Source organism: Deinococcus ficus (genome assembly GCF_003444775.1).
Taxonomy (GTDB): Bacteria; Deinococcota; Deinococci; order Deinococcales; family Deinococcaceae; genus Deinococcus; species Deinococcus ficus.
The window spans coordinates 149,272-170,804 of the sequence record NZ_CP021084.1; the positions used below are offsets into that span (position 1 = coordinate 149,272).

A 21,533-nucleotide genomic window follows, 5' to 3' on the forward strand; every position below is an offset into this window, starting at 1 on the left:
CCGCTCAGCCTTCCGGAGGCCCCGCATGAAACTCAACTTCCGCACGCTGCTGCACCTGCTGCTGATCCTCGTGGTCTTCAGCGGCGCCGCGGACGCCGTGACACTCGCGCCGATCAAGTGCAACTCGACCGCACCAGCCCCCAGCAACACCGCGGACTGGCTGAACATCAACCTCGAATCGTTCATCCCGAACGCGTCCTGCTGGATGAACAACACGTACTACGCCATCAGTACCTTCGGTCTGTTCAACATCATGGCGAAGTTCGGCACGCTCGTCATCGTCATGTTCACCTTCAAGGCCTTCTTCGACGGCTGGACCAGCCGCAACTGGACGGGAACGCTGCGCGTGCTGTTCCTGAGCGCCATTGCCGTGGTGCTGCTCAACGACGCCAAGCAGAACGGCAGCATCACCAACCGCATCTACACCATTCCGGTCAACCTCTGGCGCACCATCTACAAAGCCAGTTCGGGCATGGTCCAGGACAGCGTCAAAACGAACGTGGTCAAGAACACGCAGGAACTCGCCACCGTCACCGGCGCGTTCGTCCTGCACTCCATGCTCGCCACGAACTCGATGATCACGTACAACCTCGACGGCAAACAGGCCTTCCAGCAGGGCGCTGCCGCCGCGAAGGAAGGCGAGCTGGCCGGCCTGACCGACGCGGCCGCGAACAAGGCGATGGGTGACATCAAGGACGTCAACAAGGAACTGACCGAGCAGGTCAAGAAGATGAGCTTCATCTTCCAGATCGGGTACCTGTTCCTGATGGGCTTTTTCATGGCCTTCGCCGGGATCATCTACTTCTCGGGCCTGACCATCATCATCTGCATGTTCGCCTTCCCCCTGGCCGTCGCGTTCTGGGCAGTGGGGAACTCCAGGCCGCTGACCACGATCTTCAATACAGTCCTGGTGTCACTCGCGACGGTCGCCATCGTGCCAGTCGTCATGGCCGTTGCTGCGAACCTCGCCATCGCCCAGCCGACCGAGACCATCAAGACCCAGATGGCCACCGCGAACACGCAGGCGGGTACGGTCGTCAAGGACTACATCGCCAAGAGCGCCACGTGCGCCGCTCAGGCGCAGGCGGCCGGCAAGGCCGCACCGGTCGGCAGTCAGACGGTCGTCAACGCCATGACGAACCTGAAGTGCGAGACCCTCGATCAGATCACTCCCATCGCCAAGGAATTCGGTGCCTCCGTCTTCCGGATCACCGTGGCGATGATCGTGATGATCATGACCATGATGATGTGCATCGGCATCGGCGTGGCGCTGATGCGTCACGTGCCCAGCCTGCTCAGCCAGATCTTCCAGGGCGGCACGGTCAGCGCCGACCACAACAACGTCGGCGCCATCGCCACGGCCGGTGTGGCCGGCGCGATCTCCGGCGGCCAGCGCGCGGTCGGGTACACCATGGCAGGCGCGGGAATGGCTGTGCAGGGCGGGCGCAGCCTCGCCAACGGGCTCAACCAGGCCGGCGCTGGCGCCGCTGCCAAGGGCGCGGACGCACTGGACGGTGGTTCCAAAAACCCTAAGTTAGGGGATGGGGGGGCGTTTGCCCTGCCATCCCCTGCCCCAACCCCGATGTTGCCCGGCGGTGCCGGCGGCGCAGCGGCCGTCAACAGCACGGCCAGCAACAACGCGACGCCCGCGCCCTCCGAGCAGGCCACCAACCAGGCCGCAGGCACCACCACCCAGTCCAGCACCAGCGATGCCCTGCCCGGCGCAGCCGGTGTCGGGCTGGCCGGCGCCGCGGGGCAGGGTGCAGGGCAGGACGCCGCTGACGGGACCGTCACTGCGGCAGGCGGTGAGAACTCCAGCGCCATCACCGTCACCCACCAGAACGGCGCGGCGGACCCCGACGGGCTGACCGGACCGGCCACGGCCGCCGCCGAGCAGACCGGGGCGGCACTCGACACGGCCAGCAGCGGCGGTCAGGACATCGGCCTCACCACGCCCACGCCGGACACCACCGAACCCAGCGCCGTGGACGATCCGGGCGCCGCACAGGACGTCGCCACCTCTGCCGCCGGCGACGTGACCGGTGACGTTCTCGCGCCTCCGGCAGAGCAAGGCGGGACTGACCCGGCCCAGGCCGCCGAGAGCGACGCTGCGCCCCTGAGTGAAGCCGTCAGTGACGGCAGCCAGGTGACCGCCGCCCAGGAGAACACGGCCAGCGTCACCGAGGTGACCGGCGAGACCGTCACGCTCGACGCCGCGGACGCCAGCGCCAGCGACCAGCAGCCCAATGCCGACCTCGCCACTCCGGCAGCTGCGGCGGCCACGGCGACCGGCGTTGCCGGCGCGGCCGCACTCAACGCGGCTGGACTCAAGGCCGCCGGCGACCCCGGCAGCGTCGCGGCCGGGAAGTACACCCAGGCCCTCAAAGACCAGCGCGCCCAGCAGGACCGGGCCGCCGCTGCACGCATGAGCACCACCGCGACCGGCATCATCGGACTGGCCACGCGCGAGAAACTCGGCCTCACCGCCAGTCAGAGCCTCGCCGGTGGAATCGTCACCCAGGGCCTGAAGCACGGCACTCAGGGCGTGCGGGACACGGCAGCGGCCGGTCAGCGCCTCGCCGCGCGCGGCGCAGCCATCACACCAGCAGCCCTGGCGGCAGAGAAAGCCGCCATGCGCCGGGAAGGTGCGCTGCCGAGTCAGCGGCAGGCCGACGCTGCCAGCGTCCGGGCCGCCGCGATTGCCCACAACCGCGCGGAGCTGGCCCAGGCCGCCAAGGACCCCAGCCACACCCCCAACCTCATCACGCCCGAACAAGCCCGCCACCACCTTGCCAGCACCGGACAACTGCCCAGTCAGATCAGCGCTGACAAGGCCCGAATCGATCAGGTCATGGCCGATCACAAAGCGGCGCAGGCTCAGCTGGACGTCGGCGAGCGCACCTCCATGACCCGTGAGGAGGCGCACGCGCACCTCGCTGGACAGGGCCAGCTCTCCGCGCAGGAATACCGTGCCGGTGCAGGCGCTCAGCCCGCCGACGAGGACGACCACCTGGTGCACCTCCACACGCCCCAGACGTCCTCCGCACCATCGGAAGCAGCTGATCAGGACCACGCCAGTGAGCAGCGGAGCGAACAGGCGGACCCTGCCGCTGAGGAACGCGCCCAGAGTGACGACGGTGCCGTAGCGCCGGACGACGCCAAGCAAGCCACATCCACCCCGGGCGCAACCGGCCCGGTCACTGCCGATCAAGACCCCCAGAACGGGCCGGATGACCGCGGCGCACCGCTCGGGTCCGACCAGACCCCCCACCCTGCGGACGCTCAGGTCGGCCACCCGGACCGCTCCGTCCCTGCGCAGGCCCCCGCCGCGTCCATCAGCAGCGAGAGCGCTGACCAGGACAAGCGCGTCCCCGTCATGCCCGTGCCCTCCAGCCAGGCCGTGCCGGTCACCGCCCAGAGCGGTCAGCGGGTTGTGGCCGACTCGGCTCAGGGCCAGCGTGCCGAGCGGGTCACCGCCACCCGGCCGGCCACGCCCCCAGCGCAGAGCGCCCGTTCGCCGCGCGCTGAACGTGCCCGCTCGAACAAAGGCGGACGCGCTCCTTCTCCGAGCGCCAAGCAGGCCGGTCCGCTGCGCCTCAACAAGGCCGGTGAAGCCGCGGTGCGCGGGGAGCGGCCCCCCGCTCCGAAGCCCCACGTCGGCAGGTACACCGCCGCCCTGCAGGCGTCCCGAGCCAAGGCGCAGCAGCAGCGCGACGCCGGCAAGCCCCTCACAGCCACCCGGATCATCGGCATGGCCGTGCGCGACACCCAGCAGCGCCGCAACGCCGCGTCCCAGGGCGCCGCAACCCGTCCCAACCGCGACCAGGCTGAAGCGGCACGGTTCGGCGCGGACTACCAGCAGCTCCGGCGAGGCGGCGGCCTCCCCAGCCAGCTTCAGGCGGATCAGGAGGCCGTGCTGGCCGTCACCCACGCCCACAACACCTCTGAGAACCGCCGGGCCATCCGGGCTGCCGAAAAGGGCGAGGTGTACGCTCCCCAGCCAGTCACTCCGGCGCAGGTGCGTGACCACATGGCCTTTACCGGCACGCTCCCCAGCCACCAGAGCATGAACGAGGCGCGGATCGAGCAGCGGACCGCGGAACTCGCCCAACAGCACGCGCAGGCCGCGGCGAACAACCCCGACCTGCCCCAGCCCAACCTGGACCGGGACAGCGTTCACCGCATCCTGGAAGAGGAAAAGGCCCTGGCGCACCAGGAGTACCAGGCAAACCGGGCCAGCGCCGCTGCGGGCGACCAGCGCCACGAGGCCACCCCGGACGTCGCCCAGTCGGTCCCGACTGCGGAAGCCGTGGCCGCACCCGAGGAACGCGAAGAGCGCACTCCGGTGCCCAGCTTCACCCCCGAAGCGGACCCGGTCCCCGTTGCCGTCCCGAGCCGCTCCGCCGCCTCGCCCACCCCACAGGTCATGCACCAGGAAGTTGAGGCGCAACCGCACCACCTCGACGTCTCGAACCTCCAGGCTGGCCTCAACTACACCGAGGACACCCCCAGCCCCTCAGCCGCAGAGGTCGACACCGACCGTCCCCGCAAAGCGGACCGGAACGACCGGACCCGCTAAACCACCCCTCACCGCTCACAGGCCGCCCTCCGGGGCGGCCTTCTTCTGGACCACCCGAGCGTGAAGACACTGAAACCATGGCCAACCTACGCGCGCCACAACCGTCCAACCTGACGCGACTTCAGCACATGCTGATCGCGGGAGCCGTTACCGTCGGAGCGTTCGGCTACGTCGGGTACTACGGCTACGAAATGAACAAGGCCTTGATCGCCATCGGCAAGGACCTCCAGAAAGCCCCCCGCATCCACAAAGGCCAGACGTCCACCTGGGCGAAAGTCCTGGGCACCTCCACCCCTCTGAGCACCTCCGTGAAGTGCGGATTTGACCAGAAGTGCTCCCCATGGTTCAACGAAACCCTGAAGCTCCGTGTTGACCCGGACAACAAGAACTACGTCCTGATGTTCCTGTTCCTGATGTCCGCCTTCGCGTGGCGCAAGGTGCCGTCCTCGCTCGTGCGCAAGGACCCCGGACAGGGCAAGTGGGCCGGGCTCGACGACCACCGCATCCACGAGGCGGTGGTGGCGAAGGTGACCGGCAAACTCAAGAAGCTCGAAGCCCGTCAGGACCGCACCAACCCCCGCAGCCTCTACATCGGCCATTTCGTGCCGTGGACCACCGACGGCTTCCACTGGAAACAGACGCACCTGGGCATGCTCCGCAAACGGGACCGCAACGAGCACGTGATGATCGTCGGCGCGTCCGGATCCGGCAAAACGCGCGGCATCTTCCGGCAGAACATCGTGCTTGACGCCGTGAACGGCAACACCAGCATCGTGTACGACCTGAAGTGGCCGCAAATGGATTCCGGATTCGCGGACCTGGCGCTGTACTGGAAGAAACGCGGCCGGCCCGTGTACGTCTTCGCTCCCTTCAACGAGACCTCCATGCGCCTGCCCCTGCTCTCCGGGATCGACACGCTCGACGAGGCGCTCAAACTCGCCCGCGCCGTGATCGCGCCGCCGGAGTACAAGGACGAAACCGGGGCCCACTACAAGGACAACGAGCGGCGCGCGCTGGCTGCAATGATCCTCGCCATCGCCCAGAGCCCCACCCCGACCATGAAGGAGCTGCAGCGCCTCGGACAGATGAACGCCTCGGAAATCGAGTCCTGGTACAAACGCCAGCAGAACATCGAGATCAAGCAGGCCCTGAAGGCCATGTTTGACAAGCGCGTCGATCAGATCTCCGACACCCTGGCCGGGGTCATGAACAAACTTCAGATCTTCTACAACGACAACGTCAGCCGCGCCACGACCGGCGGCAACAACCCGGACGAGATCATCGACCTGGAGAAGATCTTCCGCGAAGGCGGGCTGCTGATCATCGGTATCGAATCGAAGTACCTGCAGAGCGGTGAAGGCGAAATTCTGCTCCAGCTGATCAAGCGCCGCATCGACAAGGCGCTGATGGACGTGGCCGACGCGAGCCCGGGCGGCGCGCTGCCCGTTCCTGCCACGTACTACCTCGACGAGCTGCCCGGCCTGGGACGGCTGCCGAACCTGGACAAGCAGCTCGCGCAGTGGCGCAGCAAGAACGTCTCGATGATGCTCGGCGTGCAGAACACCGAGCAGGGCGCCATGGTCTACGGCGAGCAGTACTGGCTGTCGATGACCACCGGGAACATCGGCACCCGCCTGTTCTTCATTCGCGGCACCACGCAGGACGACGCCAAGAAACTCAGTGACGAGATCGGCGAGTACACCGTCGACGTCGAAACGGTCAGCCGCTCCCAGCACGCCATGTTCGGCTCGCCCTGGAGCACCGAAGCCCGCAAGGGCACCAGCCAGAAAGTCGATAAGCTCCCGCTGCTCAGTCCCGAGGAGATCAAACGCTACCCCCGCAACATCGCCGTGGTGTTCCCGAAAGGCCAGAACCCGATGCTGGTCGTCACTCCCGCCATTGACAGCCCGGACCTCGTTCTGGCCACGCCTGACGGCAAGGAGTTCCGCGTCCGGAACCAGCTGTACCACCTGTGGCGGGACACGATGGGCAAGATGACCGCCGCGGACATCGAACGGGAAGGCGCGGCGCTGATCGACTCCATGGGCGTGCAGTACGCGCCGGGCATGGGCCCGGAACCCATCAAGGCCGCGCCGGAGTACTGGCAGGACTGGCTGGGCATGATGCTCGAAGAAGGCGCGCTCGCCCGCATTCAGGAGAACGACAACAAGGTCAAGATCATGATCCAGCGGCACAGCCTGCCAGAGCAGCTGCAGCAGCAACGCGACCTGGACTACTTCATCGGCTGCGGGTGGCTGAATCCGTCCGCCAACGAGAAGGAGCTGACCATCACCCAGGCGGGCCTGGACACCGCCGGTCGTCACCTCAGAAGCAGCCTGCAGGACTTCGTGATTCGCGGGCCGGCCCTGTACTGGGCGCGCACGCACAAGGACCAGGTGCGCGGCTACCCGGGCGGACCGACCGACCACGGTGAAGCCATCTACACGCATGAGACCCTGACCATCCCGACCAGCGTCGCCGAGGAGCTGTACGGCGTCGTCCCGGACCTGCCCCGGCGCGAGATCGACGGAAAGCCCTACGTCGAAATTCCCCTCAGCGACCCCAAGGCCATCAATGACGCCCTGAGCCGGGTGACCGGCAAAGGCAAGCGCAGCAAGGACTCCCAGGACGAGGCGCCGCATGATGACCCGGCCACACCGGCGCGCCCTGCCGGTGACGCCGTGAGCGTGGAGGACAACCTCACCCGCCTGCTGAACCAACCGGCTGTGCCTGACGCTCCCGCCCCTGCGGCCCCGCCACCCGCCACCCAGCCGGCCAGCGCAGCGGCGGCCGCCGCCGTGAGTGCCGAGATGCCCGAGGCGGCCCCGACAACCACCGAGGTGGCCACCGAGGAACCTGCCGCGCCTGAAGCACCCAGCGACCCCAACGACGACTTCCTGTCCGCGGTCAGCGGCTGACCCGCCTCGAAGGAGAACGCCCCATGCACCAAGCCACGTCCCTGCTCCTGGCCCTGCTCGTCACCGCTGCGGCCGCGCAACCCGCCCCGGTCCGTCCGCCGGCGTCGCCGCCCGCCCCCACCCTGCGGCAGGCCAGTCCCGTCACGCCCACGCCCTCCAAGAGCTACCAGGCCATGCTCCCGGACCTGATTCGTCAGAGCCGACAGATCGTGCTGCGCGTGAATTCACTCAAGCGCGCGGACGTGGCGGAAGCGGTGCGGCAGGCCCAGATCAACAAGGGAGCCGACGTGATCCTGATCACGTCCAAAGCGTCCCTGATGGAACGGGAGAGCCTCACCATGCGCCTGGCCCTGATGCGCACCCACACCTACCTCGAGGAGCGCCCGGGAAACCCGTTCATCATCCTCGACGGCGTCGCGTACACCGGATTCGGTCTGGTCGATTTCGGGCGTGTCAACCGTGAACCGTCGGGCAGCGCCGCGACGTTCATCACGTGGGCGCAGGCCTTTATCGACGCGCACAAGAAAGTCGATCCCGTGTGGATGGTGCGGGAGTGGACCTGGCTGAACCTCAAGATTCGCCTCAACTGACCGGTCCCCACAAAAACCACTCACCCGTAAGGAGACTGAAAACATGAACAGAACCCACCTGTCCCGCCTGTTCCGCATCGCCGTCGGCGCCACCGCCCTGCTCGCCACCACCCACGCTGCCCAGGCCGGTGCACAGGCGGCTGCCAGCACCTCCCCGTACCTGGGCGGCAACATCACCCGCGTCTACAACCTCGAAGACCTGATGACCCGGCCCGGGCTGATCACAGTGGGGAAAGGCGACATGGTGATCTTCGACTTCCCCAGCGACATCGGCGCGATCATCACGCCCCAGTCGCCCATGCTCGACATTCCCGAGCCTCTGGGCAACGTCGCGGTCATGACCGCCAAGGTGGCCAGCGGCAGCGCGCAGGTGATGGTGCAGCTCGACAACGGCAAGTACGCCAGCTTCGTCCTGAACTTCACCTCCGGCGGCAACGGCATGAAGCGCATCAAGATCCAGGACCTCCCCCGCACGGACTTCGCCCAGCCCATCACCGCCGCTCCTGCCGCGCCGGTCACCATGCCCGTGTACCAGGCCCCCGCTGCGCAGATGCCTGTCTTCACGCCCCCCAGCCTCGACCGCAGCAGCCTGACCGTGCCGACCACGGCCTCCATCAACCGCCCGCAGCCCACCTGGATTCAGTTCAGCGGTGCGCTGAACCGCGGCGACGCGAACAACTGGGTGAGCGTGAACGTCACGAACCAGGGCCCGCGCCCCGTCACCCTGTCCAGCAAGGACCTGTACCTCAGCGAAGGCGGACGAGCGCTCGCCACCACCTTCGACCAGGCCGTGACGGTCGCGCCGGGCACCACGCAGACCGTCAACATTCCCGCGCCCAGCACCCTCGATCCCGGCGCGACCGTCACCCTCAACTGGCTGGCCTTCGACGCGGCCGCAAACACCTACTACTCGCTGACCACCAGCGCCAAGTAAGCACGCGCCCCGGGTGGGACAGTGGGGAGAACGCCTCTCACTGTCCCACCTGACATTCAGGTCGGAGGCACCCATGGACCAGACCCTGCCCCAGAAACTCGCCGAAGCCCACCGGCCCAGCGCGAAAGCCCCCGCTGCCGCGGACGACGCGCGCCTGATGGAGGAACTGCCGCCCGCCGTCATCGTGACCGGCATCGGACTGTCGACGGCGCTGTTCCTGACCACCTACTACTTCCTCGGCCTGATGGCCGCGATGCTCGCGGGACTGCTGCTGATCATCTTCATGCCTGCCGCGGCGCTGTGGATTAAACGCTTTGTCGGCGGGGAGTACGTCACCACGATCAACCGCTGGCGGGCGCACTGGAACTACTCGGTGACCTACTACGCAGAAAAATGGAAAAACCCTCCACGGCCATAGACTCCCCCGGAACCCGGCACGGCGCTCTGAGACACGGCCCTTCACTGCCCTGCGAGACCGCACCTGGACGGGAAATCCCACACGCGAGGTCCCACATGAAGCATCTGAAACTGTCCCTGGTCATGGCCGCACTCTCGCTGCACAGTGCGGCGTCGGCAGACGCGCTGCTCAACCTGATCGAGAGCAGCTCCCTCCAGACCGACTCGGTCAATCGCGTCATCAGCTTCGTCGAGCTGGCCGACGGCGTGATGAAGGACGGCAAGTTCACCCGCACCCGTGAGCGGGAGTACTCCGTGCCTTACCTGCCGGACAAGATGGTGACGAACTATGCCGCGGACGTGATGTTCAACTGGAAGAAGTACCAGGACAGCATCCACTGGGCGCAGACGGTGAACCTCAACAACGACCTGTCGGCCACCGGAAGCCCAACCGACCTGTACTTCCCCTCCTGCACGCTGCCGTTCATCGGCGAGGCGTCCGCGAGCATCGCCCACGGCCTGCTCGGCACCGGGTGGCTGAGCGTAGACGAGGAGAAGAAGCAGGTGAACCTCGCGCCGCTGCTCGATCCCTACGGCATGCCCAGCAACCACGACCGCATCAACGCCGAAAATCACATGGTTCCGCGCGTGAAGTCCAACAACTACTGCGTGGGCATGTTCCCGGACCTGTACCCCGACGAGGGCATCCAGGCGATCCTCGGCCTCCCGACCGTCGTGCCGGAACCCTTCCAGACCTACGAACCGGGACACACGTGGTGCTCGGCGATCGGGTGCGTGTCCAACAACAGCTTCGCGTTCAACCCACTGCCCGCGTGGACGGACTGGTCCAAGCTGGCCGAGCGGATGGACAACGCCTGCAACAACATCAACAACAACGCGTACAAGAACTACCAGAAGGAAGTGCTGCTGAGTCTCGGCAAGAACATGCCCACCGCGATCCACTGGGACGGTGTGGCCGCGCTCAAGGGCGACCGCTCAGGCACGACGATGGCGCCGTTCTACAGCACGTCGACCGGCAACGCCCAGCAGGTCCTGGAGATCGGAAAGAAGAACGCCCTGTTCCCCGGGTACGTCTACAGCGGCCTCCCGAGCGGCACGCCGGACGTGCTCGCCAAACTGGACGACCTGAAGCGTGAACTGCCGGCCGGCTTCCTCCAGGAGCAGGAAATCCAGGGCGCCGCGACGTTCTTCCAGACCTGGCAGAAGTTCGACACCTTCATCGACCCGCGCCCGGTGCCCTACTACGTCAAGTCGTACTTCACGTACATCAGCATCCTCCCGCCGGGCAAGACCACCAGCCTCTACGCCACCTTCCCGCTGACGATGGTGCCCAGCAACGTCACTGCCACGAAGTGCACCACGCCCCGCCTCGGGGTGAACAGCGTGCCCGGGTACGGGGGCCTGACCACCTACACCACCTGGCGGTACCACTACGGCGCCACCACCGTGTCTGAGAGCCGGACGGTGCCGAACGTCACCGGCAATCCGACCCTGAGGGTTGACAGCGAATGAAAACCACCCACGCGATCCTGACCGCCCTGGCCCTGAGCGCTGCCGTTCAGGCCCAGAATCTCCCCGCCAGCCAGCTGCAGGGCATCCCCCCGGGCGTGCCCCGCCGCGCAGATGGCAGCCCCGACACGAGCAAGTTTGTCAAGGGCCCCGACGGGCTGTACTACAGCCCCAACATGACCCCCGCTCAGCGTGCGCAGATGGCCGCGATCATGCAGGAGCAGGCCGCTGCGGCCAAGCCCTACTCCACCAGCATGATCGAGGCGGTCAATGTCGTGATGAACGAGCCGAAGAAGGTCAGTGTCCTGGCCTTCGGCCTGCCCCGTGAACTGATTACGGCCCTGGGCCGCGCCGCCCTGCACGTCCCGGTCAACATGCTGAGCATCAACGTCTCCTACGACATTCCCCGCGTCAACCAGGCGGCAGTGCGCGGGAACCCCGGCGACCAGCAGCAGATCACCCTGATCGCCACGAGCCAGCACTACATCACCTACGACCGCCGCGGGGTCAAGGTCTACAAACTGCCCCAGCCGACCAGCGCGCTTCACGATCACATCGCGTTGATGCGCAGCAAGCTCACCGGCGGGCGTTAGCCGGCTTCCCGCCTTCCCCAGGCCGTCCCGGCAATGGGTCGGCCTGTTCCTTTTCCCGCAACCACCCACCCGTCGAGACACTGGAGTTGCGAGTCAGAGCCGCCGCCACCCTTCCGTTCACCCACCCGCAAAGGACACTGAAACCATGAAGCCAACCAACCCCTTCGATAGTCTCCGGAGCCGTCTGGGGCGCAACAAGGCGGACGCCACGGCGCGTGGACCGGCAGGCGACCACAACCCGTTCGCCGACTCCCTCGACGCTGAGCAGCACCTGGAGTACGACCCCACCCAGCGCCAGATCATCGAGCCGCAGCTGGCCGCGCTGGACCTGGTCCTGCCCGAGGATCCCGGCAGCCCGGAGTTCGAGGAGCTGGTCCAGAAGCTCAAGACGCTGGACAAGCAACTCGCTGTCCGGGTCCGCAGCATGGTTTTCGACGCGAAGATTGCCGAAGACGACAAGTTGATGCGCGAGGCGGAGAAGAACGCCGAACGCGCCAACCTGGTCCGCGACAAGGCTGACCAGTACTTCATGACCACGAACCAGCACGGTGAGCGGGTCCCCAACAAGACCCTGATCACCGGCATCATCGGCGCCGTGCTGGTCGGCTCGTTCTTCGCGGTGACGCAGAGCGGAGGCGAAGCGGCCACGACGACGCAGCCTGCCGAGGCTGGCGAGACCATCAAGAACACCGACGGCAGCACCACCACCAGGAACGCGGACGGCAGCACCACCACCACCTCGCCGGACGGAACGCAGGTCACTGTGAAACCCAACGGCGACCGAATCGTCAAGACCCGCGACGGGATCATCACGACCACGACTGAAGACGGGCGCAAGATCGTGCAGGATCCGTCCGGCCGCACAACTGAAACCACTGCGGACGGCACCGTGATCGTGCGGGACGCCAACGGCGCCGTGATCTCCAGCCTGCCACCAAGTGACGTCGACAGCGCAGCAGGAGCGGACGACGAAGTCCAGACGGACGACCTGGTCCAGGAAGCCACGCCCCTGACCCAGACCCCCACCGAGGACAGTCCCACCATTCAGCCCAACCCCGACGAAGCGGGGGTTCAGGACCCTGCCGGGGTCGCCTACTCTGAATCGCCCAGCACCAGCTCCAGCGTCGCCGCCACCACGCCGGTCAGTGGCGGGGAAACGGTGAGCTATGCCGATCCCGCCACGAGCAGCGAACCGTCCGGCAGCTATTCGGCGCCGGCCGCCTCGACCGGCAGCTACTCGGACTCCTCCACCTCGGCCGGGAGTTCGGAACCCTACAGCACGCCCGTTTCCGCGAGTTCCGTGCCTTCAGGCTCGGCTGGGAGTGTGCAGATCAGTCCGGCCTCGACCCGCGGTCCGTCCACGCCTCCCACCTACACCGCGCCGGCAGCTTCCACGGTTCGCACCGCCCAGACCGGTGACGGTGCAGCGGCGCCGACCAGCGCGTATGTCGTGCCGGTCAGCAACAGCAGCCGTCCCGCCCCCACCGCGCAGACGCCCGGCACGCCGAACGGGGCCATCAACGTCCAGGTCCCGCAGAGCCGCCAGGGTGCCGCCGCCACGCAGTCGCAGCCCACCAACTACGCCTACCGTCGTCCGGCCGCCGCGCCCACCGCGACGATCGGTGCAGGCGGCCCGGGCGGCAGTGCTGGGGGGAGCAGCGCCAACAGCGGAGCGGGAACGCAGGTGGCGGCCGTGGTGTACCGCCGCACGGCCACGCCCACCACGCTCAGTCGCACCGCTCCCGCTGCGCAGGCTCAGGCGGCTCAGGCGGCCGGAGGTGCCAACGCCCTGCCGTACGGCGCTTCCGACACCACCACCGTCCCGCAGGCGCAGGTCCGCCCCGTGCCCAGAGGCGTGAAGCTCGACGCCAACGGCAAGCCATGCATCGACGAGGCGAGCAACCTGTCCACCTCGGTGGATTACGTCGCGCCCGGCAGCATCTACGACAACGGCGAACCCATCAACTTCTGCGCGGGGAGCCCGAGCGCCGCCGGCAGCCTCGCCAGTGCGAAACCCAGCCCGTACCACATGGGTCAGCGCATGAACGCCACCATCGAAACGGGCATCCTGACCACCCAGGGCGACAAGCCGGCCCCGGTGTACGCCCGGACCCAGGACGGGACCATCTGGCTCGGCACCGTCACCATCAGCGCGACGAAGCGCATCAACATCGCATTTACCAAAGCCCGCCTGCGCGACGGCACGGAGATCGCCGTCAGCGGCCTGGCGTACAACACGGACGGGAGCCCCGGCGTCAAGGCGCGTTACCGCGACGTCGCGCCGACCCTCGCCAACGACCTGATTCGTTCGTCGGTGACAGGCATCCGCAACTACGTCGAAGCCAAGATTCAGGCCACCCGCACCACCACCAACGCCAACGGGTCCAACACCGTGGAACGTCAGGCACCCACGATCTGGGAGAGCGTCGGCGGCAGCGCCGCGAGCATCTTCCAGCTCCCCCCAACCCAGAACACGTTCGTCACCGTCGCTGAACTGACGCCGGGAACTCCTTTCGTCATCGTCTACGGCCCAATGACCCTGGAGGAAAACAAATGAAAAGGTGAACAAGAGTGAGTCCCGGTGACTCAATAACGATGAAGACCCGTCGGAAAAATCGATTTACTGAACAGCCCCGCATACTGCATTTAGGAGGATCAAATGAACCACATCAAGAAAGTTCTGCCCGTCCTGGTCGTCGTTTCCATCATGGCCGCTTTCGGCAACGCCGGCGCGATCGGCGATGTGGACGCCGGTCTGAGCAAGGCCACCACCGCCGTGTGCGACACCATCAAAGGCCTGCAGGAATCCATGTTCGTCCGCATGATCGCCATGGTGATGTTCATCGCCGGCATCGGGATGATGTGGCTGAAGATGCGCGGCGGTATGGCGCTGTCCCTGACGGGCTTCCTGGGCTACTTCATCATCATGCAGAGCATGAAGATCGCCAAGAGCTTCGGTCTGGTCCCCGACACCGGCTGCACGGTCTGAGCACCGGCACCAGCCACCGCCGCTCCCCTCTACTTCGGAGACTCCAATGAACCACATCAAGAAAGTTCTGCCCGTCCTGGTCATCGTGACCGTCATGGCCACCTTCGGCAGCGCCGGCGCGATCAGCGACGTGGACGCCGGTCTGAGCAAGGCCACCACCGCTGTGTGCGACACCATCAAAGGCCTGCAGGAATCCATGTTCGTCCGCATGATCGCCATGGTGATGTTCATCGCCGGCATCGGGATGATGTGGCTGAAGATGCGCGGCGGTATGGCGCTGTCCCTGACGGGCTTCCTGGGCTACTTCATCATCATGCAGAGCATGAAGATCGCCAAGAGCTTCGGTCTGGTGCCCAACACCGGCTGCACGGTCTAAGCACCACGTCAGAGGTCCTGAGGGGGTCGTGGGCGAACGCCCCGGCCCCTCACTCCTTCCCCCACAAGGAACCCCCCACATGCCAGTACGCAGCGTCCCCATGGAGAAGTTCAAGACCGGCACGACGATCATGGGCATTACCCCTGCCTCGATCATGCTCGCCGCCGGCCTGGAAATGCCCGTCCTCTTTCTGTTGCAGACCTTCCTCGGCGGTGTTCCCTTTCTGGTCGTCGCCGGTCTCCTCTACTGGTACGTTTTCCTGCGCCTCGCTGAGTGGCTGACCGAGGTGATCCCCCGCAACTACTTCCAGCACATGGCGGAGTGGATCATCGTCGGTAACCACATGTACCTGACCAACGACGGCGATCCGCTGCCGCTCACGATCATGACGCACGAGGAAATTCAGCGTGAGCAGGAACGCCGCGCGAAAGCGAAGGACAAAGCGCGGGGCCACTGATACCGCTCCGCACTCCCCCGGGTTGCAGGTCACTGCGCCCGGGGGATTTCATTGGGCCCCACGCGGCCCTGTCTGGCGTTGAGTGCCGGCCGCCCGGTCGCCGTGGCATCCGGGCCAGCCTGCACTCCGCTGGCCGTCCTGAGGCTGGCTGCGGCCATCCACCCACCTGTGGCCTACGGTGCAAGGTATGCACACGCCCTGGCATGCCATCTCACTGTTCCTGCTGCTGTTTGCCGCGGTCATGCTGATCGTCGGCCAGAGCGGCGTCACGCTGTGCGTCATCGCGCTCGTCGCCATCCTCCAGTGCCTGGTGCGGGTCGCTGACCGCCTGCACAGTCATGTGCTGCAGCTGGAAGAAGCGCTCGTGGCCGCCCAGGACCACCCGGACTTCCTGCAGACCAGGACGTTCGAGGCGCTGATTTTGGACCCGGCCGGAAAGCGCTGAGTCCCCCACCGCAGACGCCGGGGTTCTGAGGCGCTGGAGCACCGGCACGTCCAGGAAATCCACCCATGCGCCCCCTACCGTGAACGCCAGGAGAGACCGATGAAAAACACCTCGTGGACAGCCCTGTACGCCCTGCTGCTGATTGGCGCAGTGCTCATCTTCATCCTCGGACAGTGGGGCGCGGCCGTCACTGTCGTCGCGCTGATGGCCATCCTCAACCGGCTCATCTACATCAGCGAAATGGCGCTGCGGATCGTGCTCAACCAGCAGGAGATGCTCAAGCTCGCCAAGGCTGGCCGCCGTGAGCAGGCCGAGGCGGCATGAGCTCCCGCAGCCGCTTCCTGACCGCGGCGCTGCTCACCTCAGGCAGCGCTGCGGCCGTGTGCCCTGCGCCGCAGTACGGCCTGGAACGTCAGGCCTTTGACGTCGCCGTCAACCAGGGCGTGCCTCCGTCGATCTTCGTGGCCATGATCGGCACCGAATCCCACTTCTGCCCAGCGACGGTCAGTCCGAAGGGCGCCGTGGGGCTCGGTCAGCTGATGCCGGATACCGCGCGTGACCTGCGCGTCACCAACCCCCTCAACATCGCGCAGAACCTCAACGCCTCCGCCACGTACCTCCGGGCGCAGTTCAAGACGTTCGGCCGTTGGGACCTGGCCCTCGCCGCCTACAACGCAGGTGCCGGCAATGTCAGGAAGTACGGAGGCATTCCACCGTTCGCCGAGACGGTCGCCCACGTCGATAAGGTGCTCACCCGGGCGTCGGCCCTTGAGCGCGGCATCCCACTGATTACGGCCCTGAACACCCCGATCGCTCAGCTCCGTACCCTGCCCTCCCCGGCCCGTCCGCAGGTGGCGTTGCTGGCTGCCTCCCAGGCCGCCTCACCCCGGAATGTCTCTGGCGTCCAGGCACCGGTCACACTCGTCAGCAGTCCTGCGGCGCAGCACATCGCCGGAGGCGCCGGAACCGCCTCGCGCGGAACGATCCAGCCTGTTCCGGCCGGAGTCAAACCGACCCCCGCCACGGCCACCAGCCAACCCACGCCGGCCCCAGCCGCCGCCCGCATCGTCACGACCACGCTCCCCCAGGCCGCCCCAGCAACAGCGGCCCGGTCCACGACACCTGGGGGCCCCGTGACGGCCTCCACCGTGACTGACCAGCGCATCCTGGTGGTCATCCGCCGGGGGACAGCCCCTCAGGCCGCGCCAGGAGCCGCACCCGCCGTGCCTGGGCCAGCGGGTGCACCCCAGGCCGCTCCAGCACAGGCCGCCCCTTCGTCCGCCAGTACAGGCCTGGTGGTGATCCGCGTCAGGAAGTAGGTGAGGCGGTACTCACGCGACGGCCCCGCCCGTGTGGGGCCGTCGCTTTTCAGCGGGCAGTGAACGGGTTGCGTCCCAGGAGTTGGTTGAATCGCGGACCGCAACTTAAGGTCCATCCGACCAGGCAATTCCGGGCCTCGCAGCATTCTCCCCAAGGCGGCGTCTGTGCTAGAATTATGCTCCTAACGTAATTAAGCGAGACGATTCCAGAGGAGGACCCCGCATGTGCGGCCGCATTGAATTCACCCTCACCGAACGGATGCAACGCGCCCTGCGCGACACGTTGCAGATCGACGCCGCCTGGCCTGAACACCAGGAACTCCGGCCCACCGAGCAGGCGACCTTCCTCACCCACAGCGGCACCTGGACCGTCCAGTCCGGCCGGTGGGGCCTGATTCCGCCCGGCATGGACCTCCAGGCCGCAAAGAAGTACGCCACCTTCAACGCCCGCATCGAGACCGTCGAGCGCAGCAAATCCTTCAAGGAGGCCTTCAGGGCGGGTGGACGCTGCGTCCTGCCCCTGAGCGCTTTCTTCGAGTGGCCGAACAAAGTCAAGGTCCGCATCGCGCGCCCTGACGACCGCCCCCTGCTCGCTGCGGGCCTCTGGAGCCAGCAGGACTCGTCGGACGGCCCACTTGTCAGCTGCACGGTCATCACCCGCCCGCCCACCGAGGACCTCACGGACGTGCATGACCGGATGCCGGCCCTGCTGCTTACCAAAGACCTCGACACCTGGCTCAGCGCCGCGCCCTCGCAAGCCAAAGCCATCGCCATGGGCAGTTGGCGTCCCGGGCTTCTCACTGTCACCCCTGCATCCTGACCAGCCAACGACGATCACCACGACACTGTGCCAGCCGCACCACCCGAGATCGCCCATTCCTGCAGGTTTTCCCAGATCGAGGGCCGCTCTCTTGAGCGCCTTGGCGAACTCGCTGGCCCAGCTGGTGAACTGTTTGCGTAGCCGTCACAGACAGAGCGGTGGCAAGTGGTGAATAGCAACCACTCTGTCTGCCGGAGTCCACACCTGATGACTCGGGGGTCAGGAACCGGTCCTGGGGCGCGGAACCGGGCGTCCCTCCCGCAAGTTCGTCGTTCGGGCCGCCCGCGCGCCTGTGGTGGCCATTGTCTTCCCGGAGTGGCTCAATCAGGCCCAGGCGGCCGACGAACCGACCATTCGGGCAATGGGTGACAGCGTCGACTCCGCCCTGCGGACACAACCTCTAGTGGACGTGGTGGGTACGCGGGAAAGTCGCGAGGCTTCACGTGTGGGCGCCTGTTGCCGCAAGGAGTGAACGAACGCAACGGCTGCCGCTGCTGCCAGTACTGTCCGCCCTTACGTTCCGTGCCGAAGGACACACGGCCGCCCTGGACTGGTTCGGTGTTCTTCCTGACGTGCAGCACGGCGCACTGATCGCCGGGGACACTCAGGCGCCACCCTTCCCCCGCGACCACCCACCGTCACCACACCATGAAGGCGTGAACACACGAACCGTCAGCTTGCTACTCCTTGCATCGCTCACCCTCAGCACCACTGCCCACGCGGGGAAAGGGGCCGGTACCGCCGCCGCCGACGAGGCGCAGCGTGCCGCGCCGGTCGTCGCCGGCGGTGTCACCCAGGTCAGTGTCAAGACCATGCAGGACGTGACATATCAGGCCAAGGAAGATACTGCCGTCTGGCTGGAACAGGACTACGATGGCCCCCTCCTGAACAGGAGCTTCAATCAGGATGTCAATGCCCAGTTGAGCATGGACCCCCTTGCCGCCTGCCTGCACGAAGTGAAACTTGGCCTGACCTACCTCAGCAAAGCCGCCAAGCGGCCGGTGTATCCCCAGGAAGCCGCTCGATTTGCCGAGCAGCTTCTTTCCACGGGCGGCACCTGTAAACGCGAGGGCATCGTGCTCAAGGCGGTGAAGGTCGGCAACGCCATGACCATTGCCCTGACCGAGAAGTATCCCTTCAAGATGGCCGCCCGCACGGTGTCGGTCAACCTGAGCGGCGCGGTGATCGGCGCCTTCCCCCGTCACGTCCTGACGCAGGACCCGGGTGCGACCAGGGGGCCGGCCGCGCAGGCGCCCGTGCCCGCGGGTGACCTGAGTGAAAACGACCTGGACCTCCTCTTGACGCTGAGCAGTGAACAGGCGGAAACGGAGATCGGCTCCCGCGGGGAGGTCAAGACAGGCCTGCACTACCTCAACGTCGCGCCGAAGGGCCAGCCTCAGCAGCTGGTCCTGGATCCCCTGCAGCCCTGCCTGACCCTGATGGAGATCTGGGCGTGGCGCGGCTATCACTGGGAGGAGCGCGAGAAGCTCCTGAGTGCCGGGGAGATGACACGGCTGCTGCGTTACCTGGACAACGACCGCCGCACGCAGTACTGCAATGGGCTGACGGTGACTGTCGGCAAGTCACCCAAAGGCGACCTGTCGTATGTCATCGCGGAGAAGACCGCCTTCCGCCCGGACCTCGCGCCTGGACAGAAGGCCAGGACCGTGTACATGCCGATGGTGGAAGCGCCCAATATCTGGGTCGACCACAAGCTGGCGGTGCCCGTCCTGAAATAGATCGTCGGCGGGGTGGGCCTCCCGGAGCCCACCCCGCTTGTTGCATGACATAAACCCCTTCCTCATTACGTTTATGTCGGAATCGGTTAGCATCATTTCTGGCGCTCTGGCGTCCTGCGGTGCGCCGCTGTCGAGGGAGGCGTCCACCTCGCTAAAAAAACGGGCGTGTGAGCAGAGGCCTGGGTCGTACCCAGAATCCTGCACCGACAGAGGGAGCCGCAAGGCTCCCTTCTCCTTTGGTGCCGCACAGGTGAGGTCCACCGCGCATTTCAAACCTCAGGATACGAGCCCAGGAAGACTCCCGGGCCAGCGCTTTCGGCTGATCAATAAAGAAACTGGATGTCAGCTGCTCGGCTTCTCCCGGTACCAGCCCAACCGTTTGCCGATCTGATCCATCTGCATCCGATCTTGTACCACATACATCGCCATGAGGTTGAGGTGGCCGTGCCAATCATTGATCTCGCCAGCAATGATGTTCGATACCCACCCTCCCTCTTCATTGGGATAGACCTCGTACTCGCCCTCGGCCAGACCTCGTTTCGCCTCGAACAGGACGCCGATCAGCGTGCGCACCAGACTGAGGTATGCCCCTTCATCTCCGACGATGGCGGACTCCGGCCCGTCGCCGATGACATAGCACCCCCGGTCCTCGCCCTCCCGACCTGAAGGCGTGCGAACTTTCGCCAGGATACTCAGGAGCGTCTGATAGTCCTCAGGGGTCAGCATGGGGTTCATGGTGGCACCTGACAGCTTTTCGCATGAGGACGTCATGGCCAGGACCAGGCTTTCATCCCGGCCCGGGACGGACCATTGCTGACAGTCCACTAAAGTGTGTCGGCCCAGGTCACCTGCTGGTCAGGGCCTCGGGTCGTTCAGGTCTCGTTCATAGGCTTGTTGGCTGCCAAACCCCAGCGCTTCGGCACGAGCAAAGTACTGCGTTCGGTTCAACCCTTCCTCGTCCTCATCGCCCTCAGACAGGGGAAGATCCCAGATCGCCTCCAGCATCCAGTCCAGCCACCTTGGCTGCGGAGGGAACTGCCGGAAATAGGTGATCCGTGCCGCCTCATCCCAGTCCTGAGAGGCCCACCAGGCCCCCCACACCATGATGTGGCTCTCGCCACCCCCCATCCGCCAGTACGCACTGTAGGGATGCTCATCTGGAGCGACGATCCACGGCGGTGGCACCGTGCCATCCCTGGCGGTCAGGCGCTCGATTTCCGACACCATCCAAGGCTCCATGGTGCATGCTCGCACGGCACCTCACCAGCCGGCGACCCCTTGGCTGACACGCCCTAAACTCTCCTGGTGGCGGCATTCAAGCGGGGCGTGATGAGACTCGGACTGTCCCCTCAAGCGGTGCCGGCATCGCTCGCTCAGGAACGCCCGGGGGCAGCCAGTGCAGGGCGAGTGAGGGGCGGAGGTGGCTGACCTTCCAGTGAATGTCCGCCGATGGTGCGCCGGCCTCTCCCTCCTGCCCGCTCTCGGCCTGCTGTTGCCGGCGCTCACCACAGTGGTGCGCATGGGCCTCCCCTTGAGCCGTGATCAGTGGTTCGCGTTCGGGGTGATCCTGGTGTTCGCCACCCCAAGTGGACTGCTGGGGGTGAGTTGGTTGATCCACGCCAGGAAGGCACAAGGCAGGGTCCGTGCCCTGGCCGCCCTGCTGTCCTTGCCCGGCTTGCTGTTGTTCCTCCCGGTCCCGCTGGCCAGCCTGCTGGCCTACGCCGCCGCGTGGCTGATCGCGGCGCGGTACCGCGTCCCCGGACACGCGCCGTTCCCCCAGCCCTGATGCGGAGTCCTGCGGCCGAATCTGCAGATTCACCCCAGCACTCCCACGCCCCCCGGTCTGTC

At 66.3% G+C, this 21,533-nt stretch carries 19 protein-coding genes; 17 read left to right on the top strand and 2 right to left on the bottom strand.

Features of this window, described 5'->3' with window-relative positions:
- The first annotated feature begins 25 nt into the window (after positions 1–25).
- From DFI_RS18985 to DFI_RS19060, 16 genes are all read left to right on the top strand, one after another.
- Entirely contained in the window at positions 26–4,579 is a 4,554-nt protein-coding gene (locus DFI_RS18985) for a hypothetical protein (RefSeq protein ID WP_027462730.1), read from the top strand.
- 77 nt (positions 4,580–4,656) lie between these two features.
- Positions 4,657–7,497 (top strand): type IV secretory system conjugative DNA transfer family protein, encoded by a 2,841-nt coding sequence (locus tag DFI_RS18990; protein WP_081425813.1) that lies wholly within the window; start codon positions 4,657–4,659, stop codon positions 7,495–7,497.
- A gap of 23 nt (positions 7,498–7,520) precedes the next feature.
- Positions 7,521–8,087 (top strand): hypothetical protein, encoded by a 567-nt coding sequence (locus DFI_RS18995; RefSeq protein WP_027462732.1) that lies wholly within the window; start codon positions 7,521–7,523, stop codon positions 8,085–8,087.
- A gap of 43 nt (positions 8,088–8,130) precedes the next feature.
- Entirely contained in the window at positions 8,131–9,021 is an 891-nt protein-coding gene (locus tag DFI_RS19000) for a fimbrial biogenesis chaperone (protein WP_027462733.1), read from the top strand.
- Positions 9,022–9,094: 73 nt separating this feature from the next.
- Positions 9,095–9,439, top strand: coding sequence for a hypothetical protein (locus DFI_RS19005; RefSeq protein WP_027462734.1), 345 nt, complete (start codon positions 9,095–9,097; stop codon positions 9,437–9,439).
- A 95-nt stretch (positions 9,440–9,534) separates the two neighbouring features.
- Positions 9,535–10,950: a hypothetical protein gene (locus DFI_RS19010; RefSeq protein WP_027462735.1), complete on the top strand. Its 1,416-nt coding sequence runs from the start codon at positions 9,535–9,537 to the stop codon at positions 10,948–10,950.
- Positions 10,947–11,540, top strand: coding sequence for a hypothetical protein (locus DFI_RS19015; RefSeq protein WP_027462736.1), 594 nt, complete (start codon positions 10,947–10,949; stop codon positions 11,538–11,540). The genes DFI_RS19010 and DFI_RS19015 overlap by 4 nt, the downstream gene beginning before the upstream one ends.
- Positions 11,541–11,685: 145 nt before the next feature.
- The gene (locus DFI_RS19020; protein ID WP_027462737.1) at positions 11,686–14,097 is read left to right on the top strand and encodes a hypothetical protein; all 2,412 of its coding nucleotides are present in this window, start codon (positions 11,686–11,688) and stop codon (positions 14,095–14,097) included.
- A gap of 102 nt (positions 14,098–14,199) precedes the next feature.
- Positions 14,200–14,529, top strand: a complete 330-nt coding sequence (locus DFI_RS19025; protein ID WP_027462738.1) for a hypothetical protein — start codon at positions 14,200–14,202, stop codon at positions 14,527–14,529.
- A gap of 46 nt (positions 14,530–14,575) precedes the next feature.
- Positions 14,576–14,905, top strand: a complete 330-nt coding sequence (locus DFI_RS19030; protein WP_027462739.1) for a hypothetical protein — start codon at positions 14,576–14,578, stop codon at positions 14,903–14,905.
- Between the two features lie 100 nt (positions 14,906–15,005).
- The gene (locus DFI_RS19035) at positions 15,006–15,362 is read left to right on the top strand and encodes a hypothetical protein (protein WP_027462740.1); all 357 of its coding nucleotides are present in this window, start codon (positions 15,006–15,008) and stop codon (positions 15,360–15,362) included.
- Between the two features lie 187 nt (positions 15,363–15,549).
- The gene (locus tag DFI_RS19040; RefSeq protein ID WP_027462741.1) at positions 15,550–15,807 is read left to right on the top strand and encodes a hypothetical protein; all 258 of its coding nucleotides are present in this window, start codon (positions 15,550–15,552) and stop codon (positions 15,805–15,807) included.
- A gap of 99 nt (positions 15,808–15,906) precedes the next feature.
- Positions 15,907–16,131: a hypothetical protein gene (locus tag DFI_RS19045; protein WP_027462742.1), complete on the top strand. Its 225-nt coding sequence runs from the start codon at positions 15,907–15,909 to the stop codon at positions 16,129–16,131.
- On the top strand, positions 16,128–17,126 hold the full coding sequence (locus tag DFI_RS19050; RefSeq protein WP_051307703.1) for a lytic transglycosylase domain-containing protein: 999 nt from the start codon (positions 16,128–16,130) through the stop codon (positions 17,124–17,126). Before DFI_RS19045 ends, DFI_RS19050 begins: the two co-directional genes overlap by 4 nt.
- A gap of 223 nt (positions 17,127–17,349) precedes the next feature.
- The gene (locus tag DFI_RS19055) at positions 17,350–17,946 is read left to right on the top strand and encodes an SOS response-associated peptidase (protein ID WP_027462743.1); all 597 of its coding nucleotides are present in this window, start codon (positions 17,350–17,352) and stop codon (positions 17,944–17,946) included.
- A 443-nt stretch (positions 17,947–18,389) separates the two neighbouring features.
- Positions 18,390–19,685, top strand: coding sequence for a hypothetical protein (locus DFI_RS19060; protein WP_155864532.1), 1,296 nt, complete (start codon positions 18,390–18,392; stop codon positions 19,683–19,685).
- 342 nt (positions 19,686–20,027) lie between these two features.
- Here the strand turns inward: DFI_RS19060 and DFI_RS19065 are convergent, their stop codons facing one another.
- Entirely contained in the window at positions 20,028–20,411 is a 384-nt protein-coding gene (locus tag DFI_RS19065) for a hypothetical protein (RefSeq protein ID WP_027462745.1), read from the bottom strand.
- 129 nt (positions 20,412–20,540) lie between these two features.
- The gene (locus DFI_RS19070) at positions 20,541–20,924 is read right to left on the bottom strand and encodes a hypothetical protein (RefSeq protein WP_027462746.1); all 384 of its coding nucleotides are present in this window, start codon (positions 20,922–20,924) and stop codon (positions 20,541–20,543) included.
- A 181-nt stretch (positions 20,925–21,105) separates the two neighbouring features.
- Between DFI_RS19070 and DFI_RS19075 the strand changes: the two genes are divergently transcribed.
- Positions 21,106–21,471, top strand: coding sequence for a hypothetical protein (locus tag DFI_RS19075; protein ID WP_155864533.1), 366 nt, complete (start codon positions 21,106–21,108; stop codon positions 21,469–21,471).
- The last annotated feature ends 62 nt before the right edge of the window (positions 21,472–21,533 follow it).

Bases quoted from the DNA above. Each gene is read 5' to 3' on its own strand.
- DFI_RS18985 (WP_027462730.1), top strand. From the start codon at position 26: ATGAAACTCAACTTCCGCACGCTGCTGCACCTGCTGCTGATCCTCGTG.
- DFI_RS18990 (WP_081425813.1), top strand. From the start codon at position 4,657: ATGGCCAACCTACGCGCGCCACAACCGTCCAACCTGACGCGACTTCAG.
- DFI_RS18995 (WP_027462732.1), top strand. From the start codon at position 7,521: ATGCACCAAGCCACGTCCCTGCTCCTGGCCCTGCTCGTCACCGCTGCG.
- DFI_RS19000 (WP_027462733.1), top strand. From the start codon at position 8,131: ATGAACAGAACCCACCTGTCCCGCCTGTTCCGCATCGCCGTCGGCGCC.
- DFI_RS19005 (WP_027462734.1), top strand. From the start codon at position 9,095: ATGGACCAGACCCTGCCCCAGAAACTCGCCGAAGCCCACCGGCCCAGC.
- DFI_RS19010 (WP_027462735.1), top strand. From the start codon at position 9,535: ATGAAGCATCTGAAACTGTCCCTGGTCATGGCCGCACTCTCGCTGCAC.
- DFI_RS19015 (WP_027462736.1), top strand. From the start codon at position 10,947: ATGAAAACCACCCACGCGATCCTGACCGCCCTGGCCCTGAGCGCTGCC.
- DFI_RS19020 (WP_027462737.1), top strand. From the start codon at position 11,686: ATGAAGCCAACCAACCCCTTCGATAGTCTCCGGAGCCGTCTGGGGCGC.
- DFI_RS19025 (WP_027462738.1), top strand. From the start codon at position 14,200: ATGAACCACATCAAGAAAGTTCTGCCCGTCCTGGTCGTCGTTTCCATC.
- DFI_RS19030 (WP_027462739.1), top strand. From the start codon at position 14,576: ATGAACCACATCAAGAAAGTTCTGCCCGTCCTGGTCATCGTGACCGTC.
- DFI_RS19035 (WP_027462740.1), top strand. From the start codon at position 15,006: ATGGAGAAGTTCAAGACCGGCACGACGATCATGGGCATTACCCCTGCC.
- DFI_RS19040 (WP_027462741.1), top strand. From the start codon at position 15,550: ATGCACACGCCCTGGCATGCCATCTCACTGTTCCTGCTGCTGTTTGCC.
- DFI_RS19045 (WP_027462742.1), top strand. From the start codon at position 15,907: ATGAAAAACACCTCGTGGACAGCCCTGTACGCCCTGCTGCTGATTGGC.
- DFI_RS19050 (WP_051307703.1), top strand. From the start codon at position 16,128: ATGAGCTCCCGCAGCCGCTTCCTGACCGCGGCGCTGCTCACCTCAGGC.
- DFI_RS19055 (WP_027462743.1), top strand. From the start codon at position 17,350: ATGTGCGGCCGCATTGAATTCACCCTCACCGAACGGATGCAACGCGCC.
- DFI_RS19065 (WP_027462745.1), bottom strand. From the start codon at position 20,411: ATGCTGACCCCTGAGGACTATCAGACGCTCCTGAGTATCCTGGCGAAA.
- DFI_RS19070 (WP_027462746.1), bottom strand. From the start codon at position 20,924: ATGGAGCCTTGGATGGTGTCGGAAATCGAGCGCCTGACCGCCAGGGAT.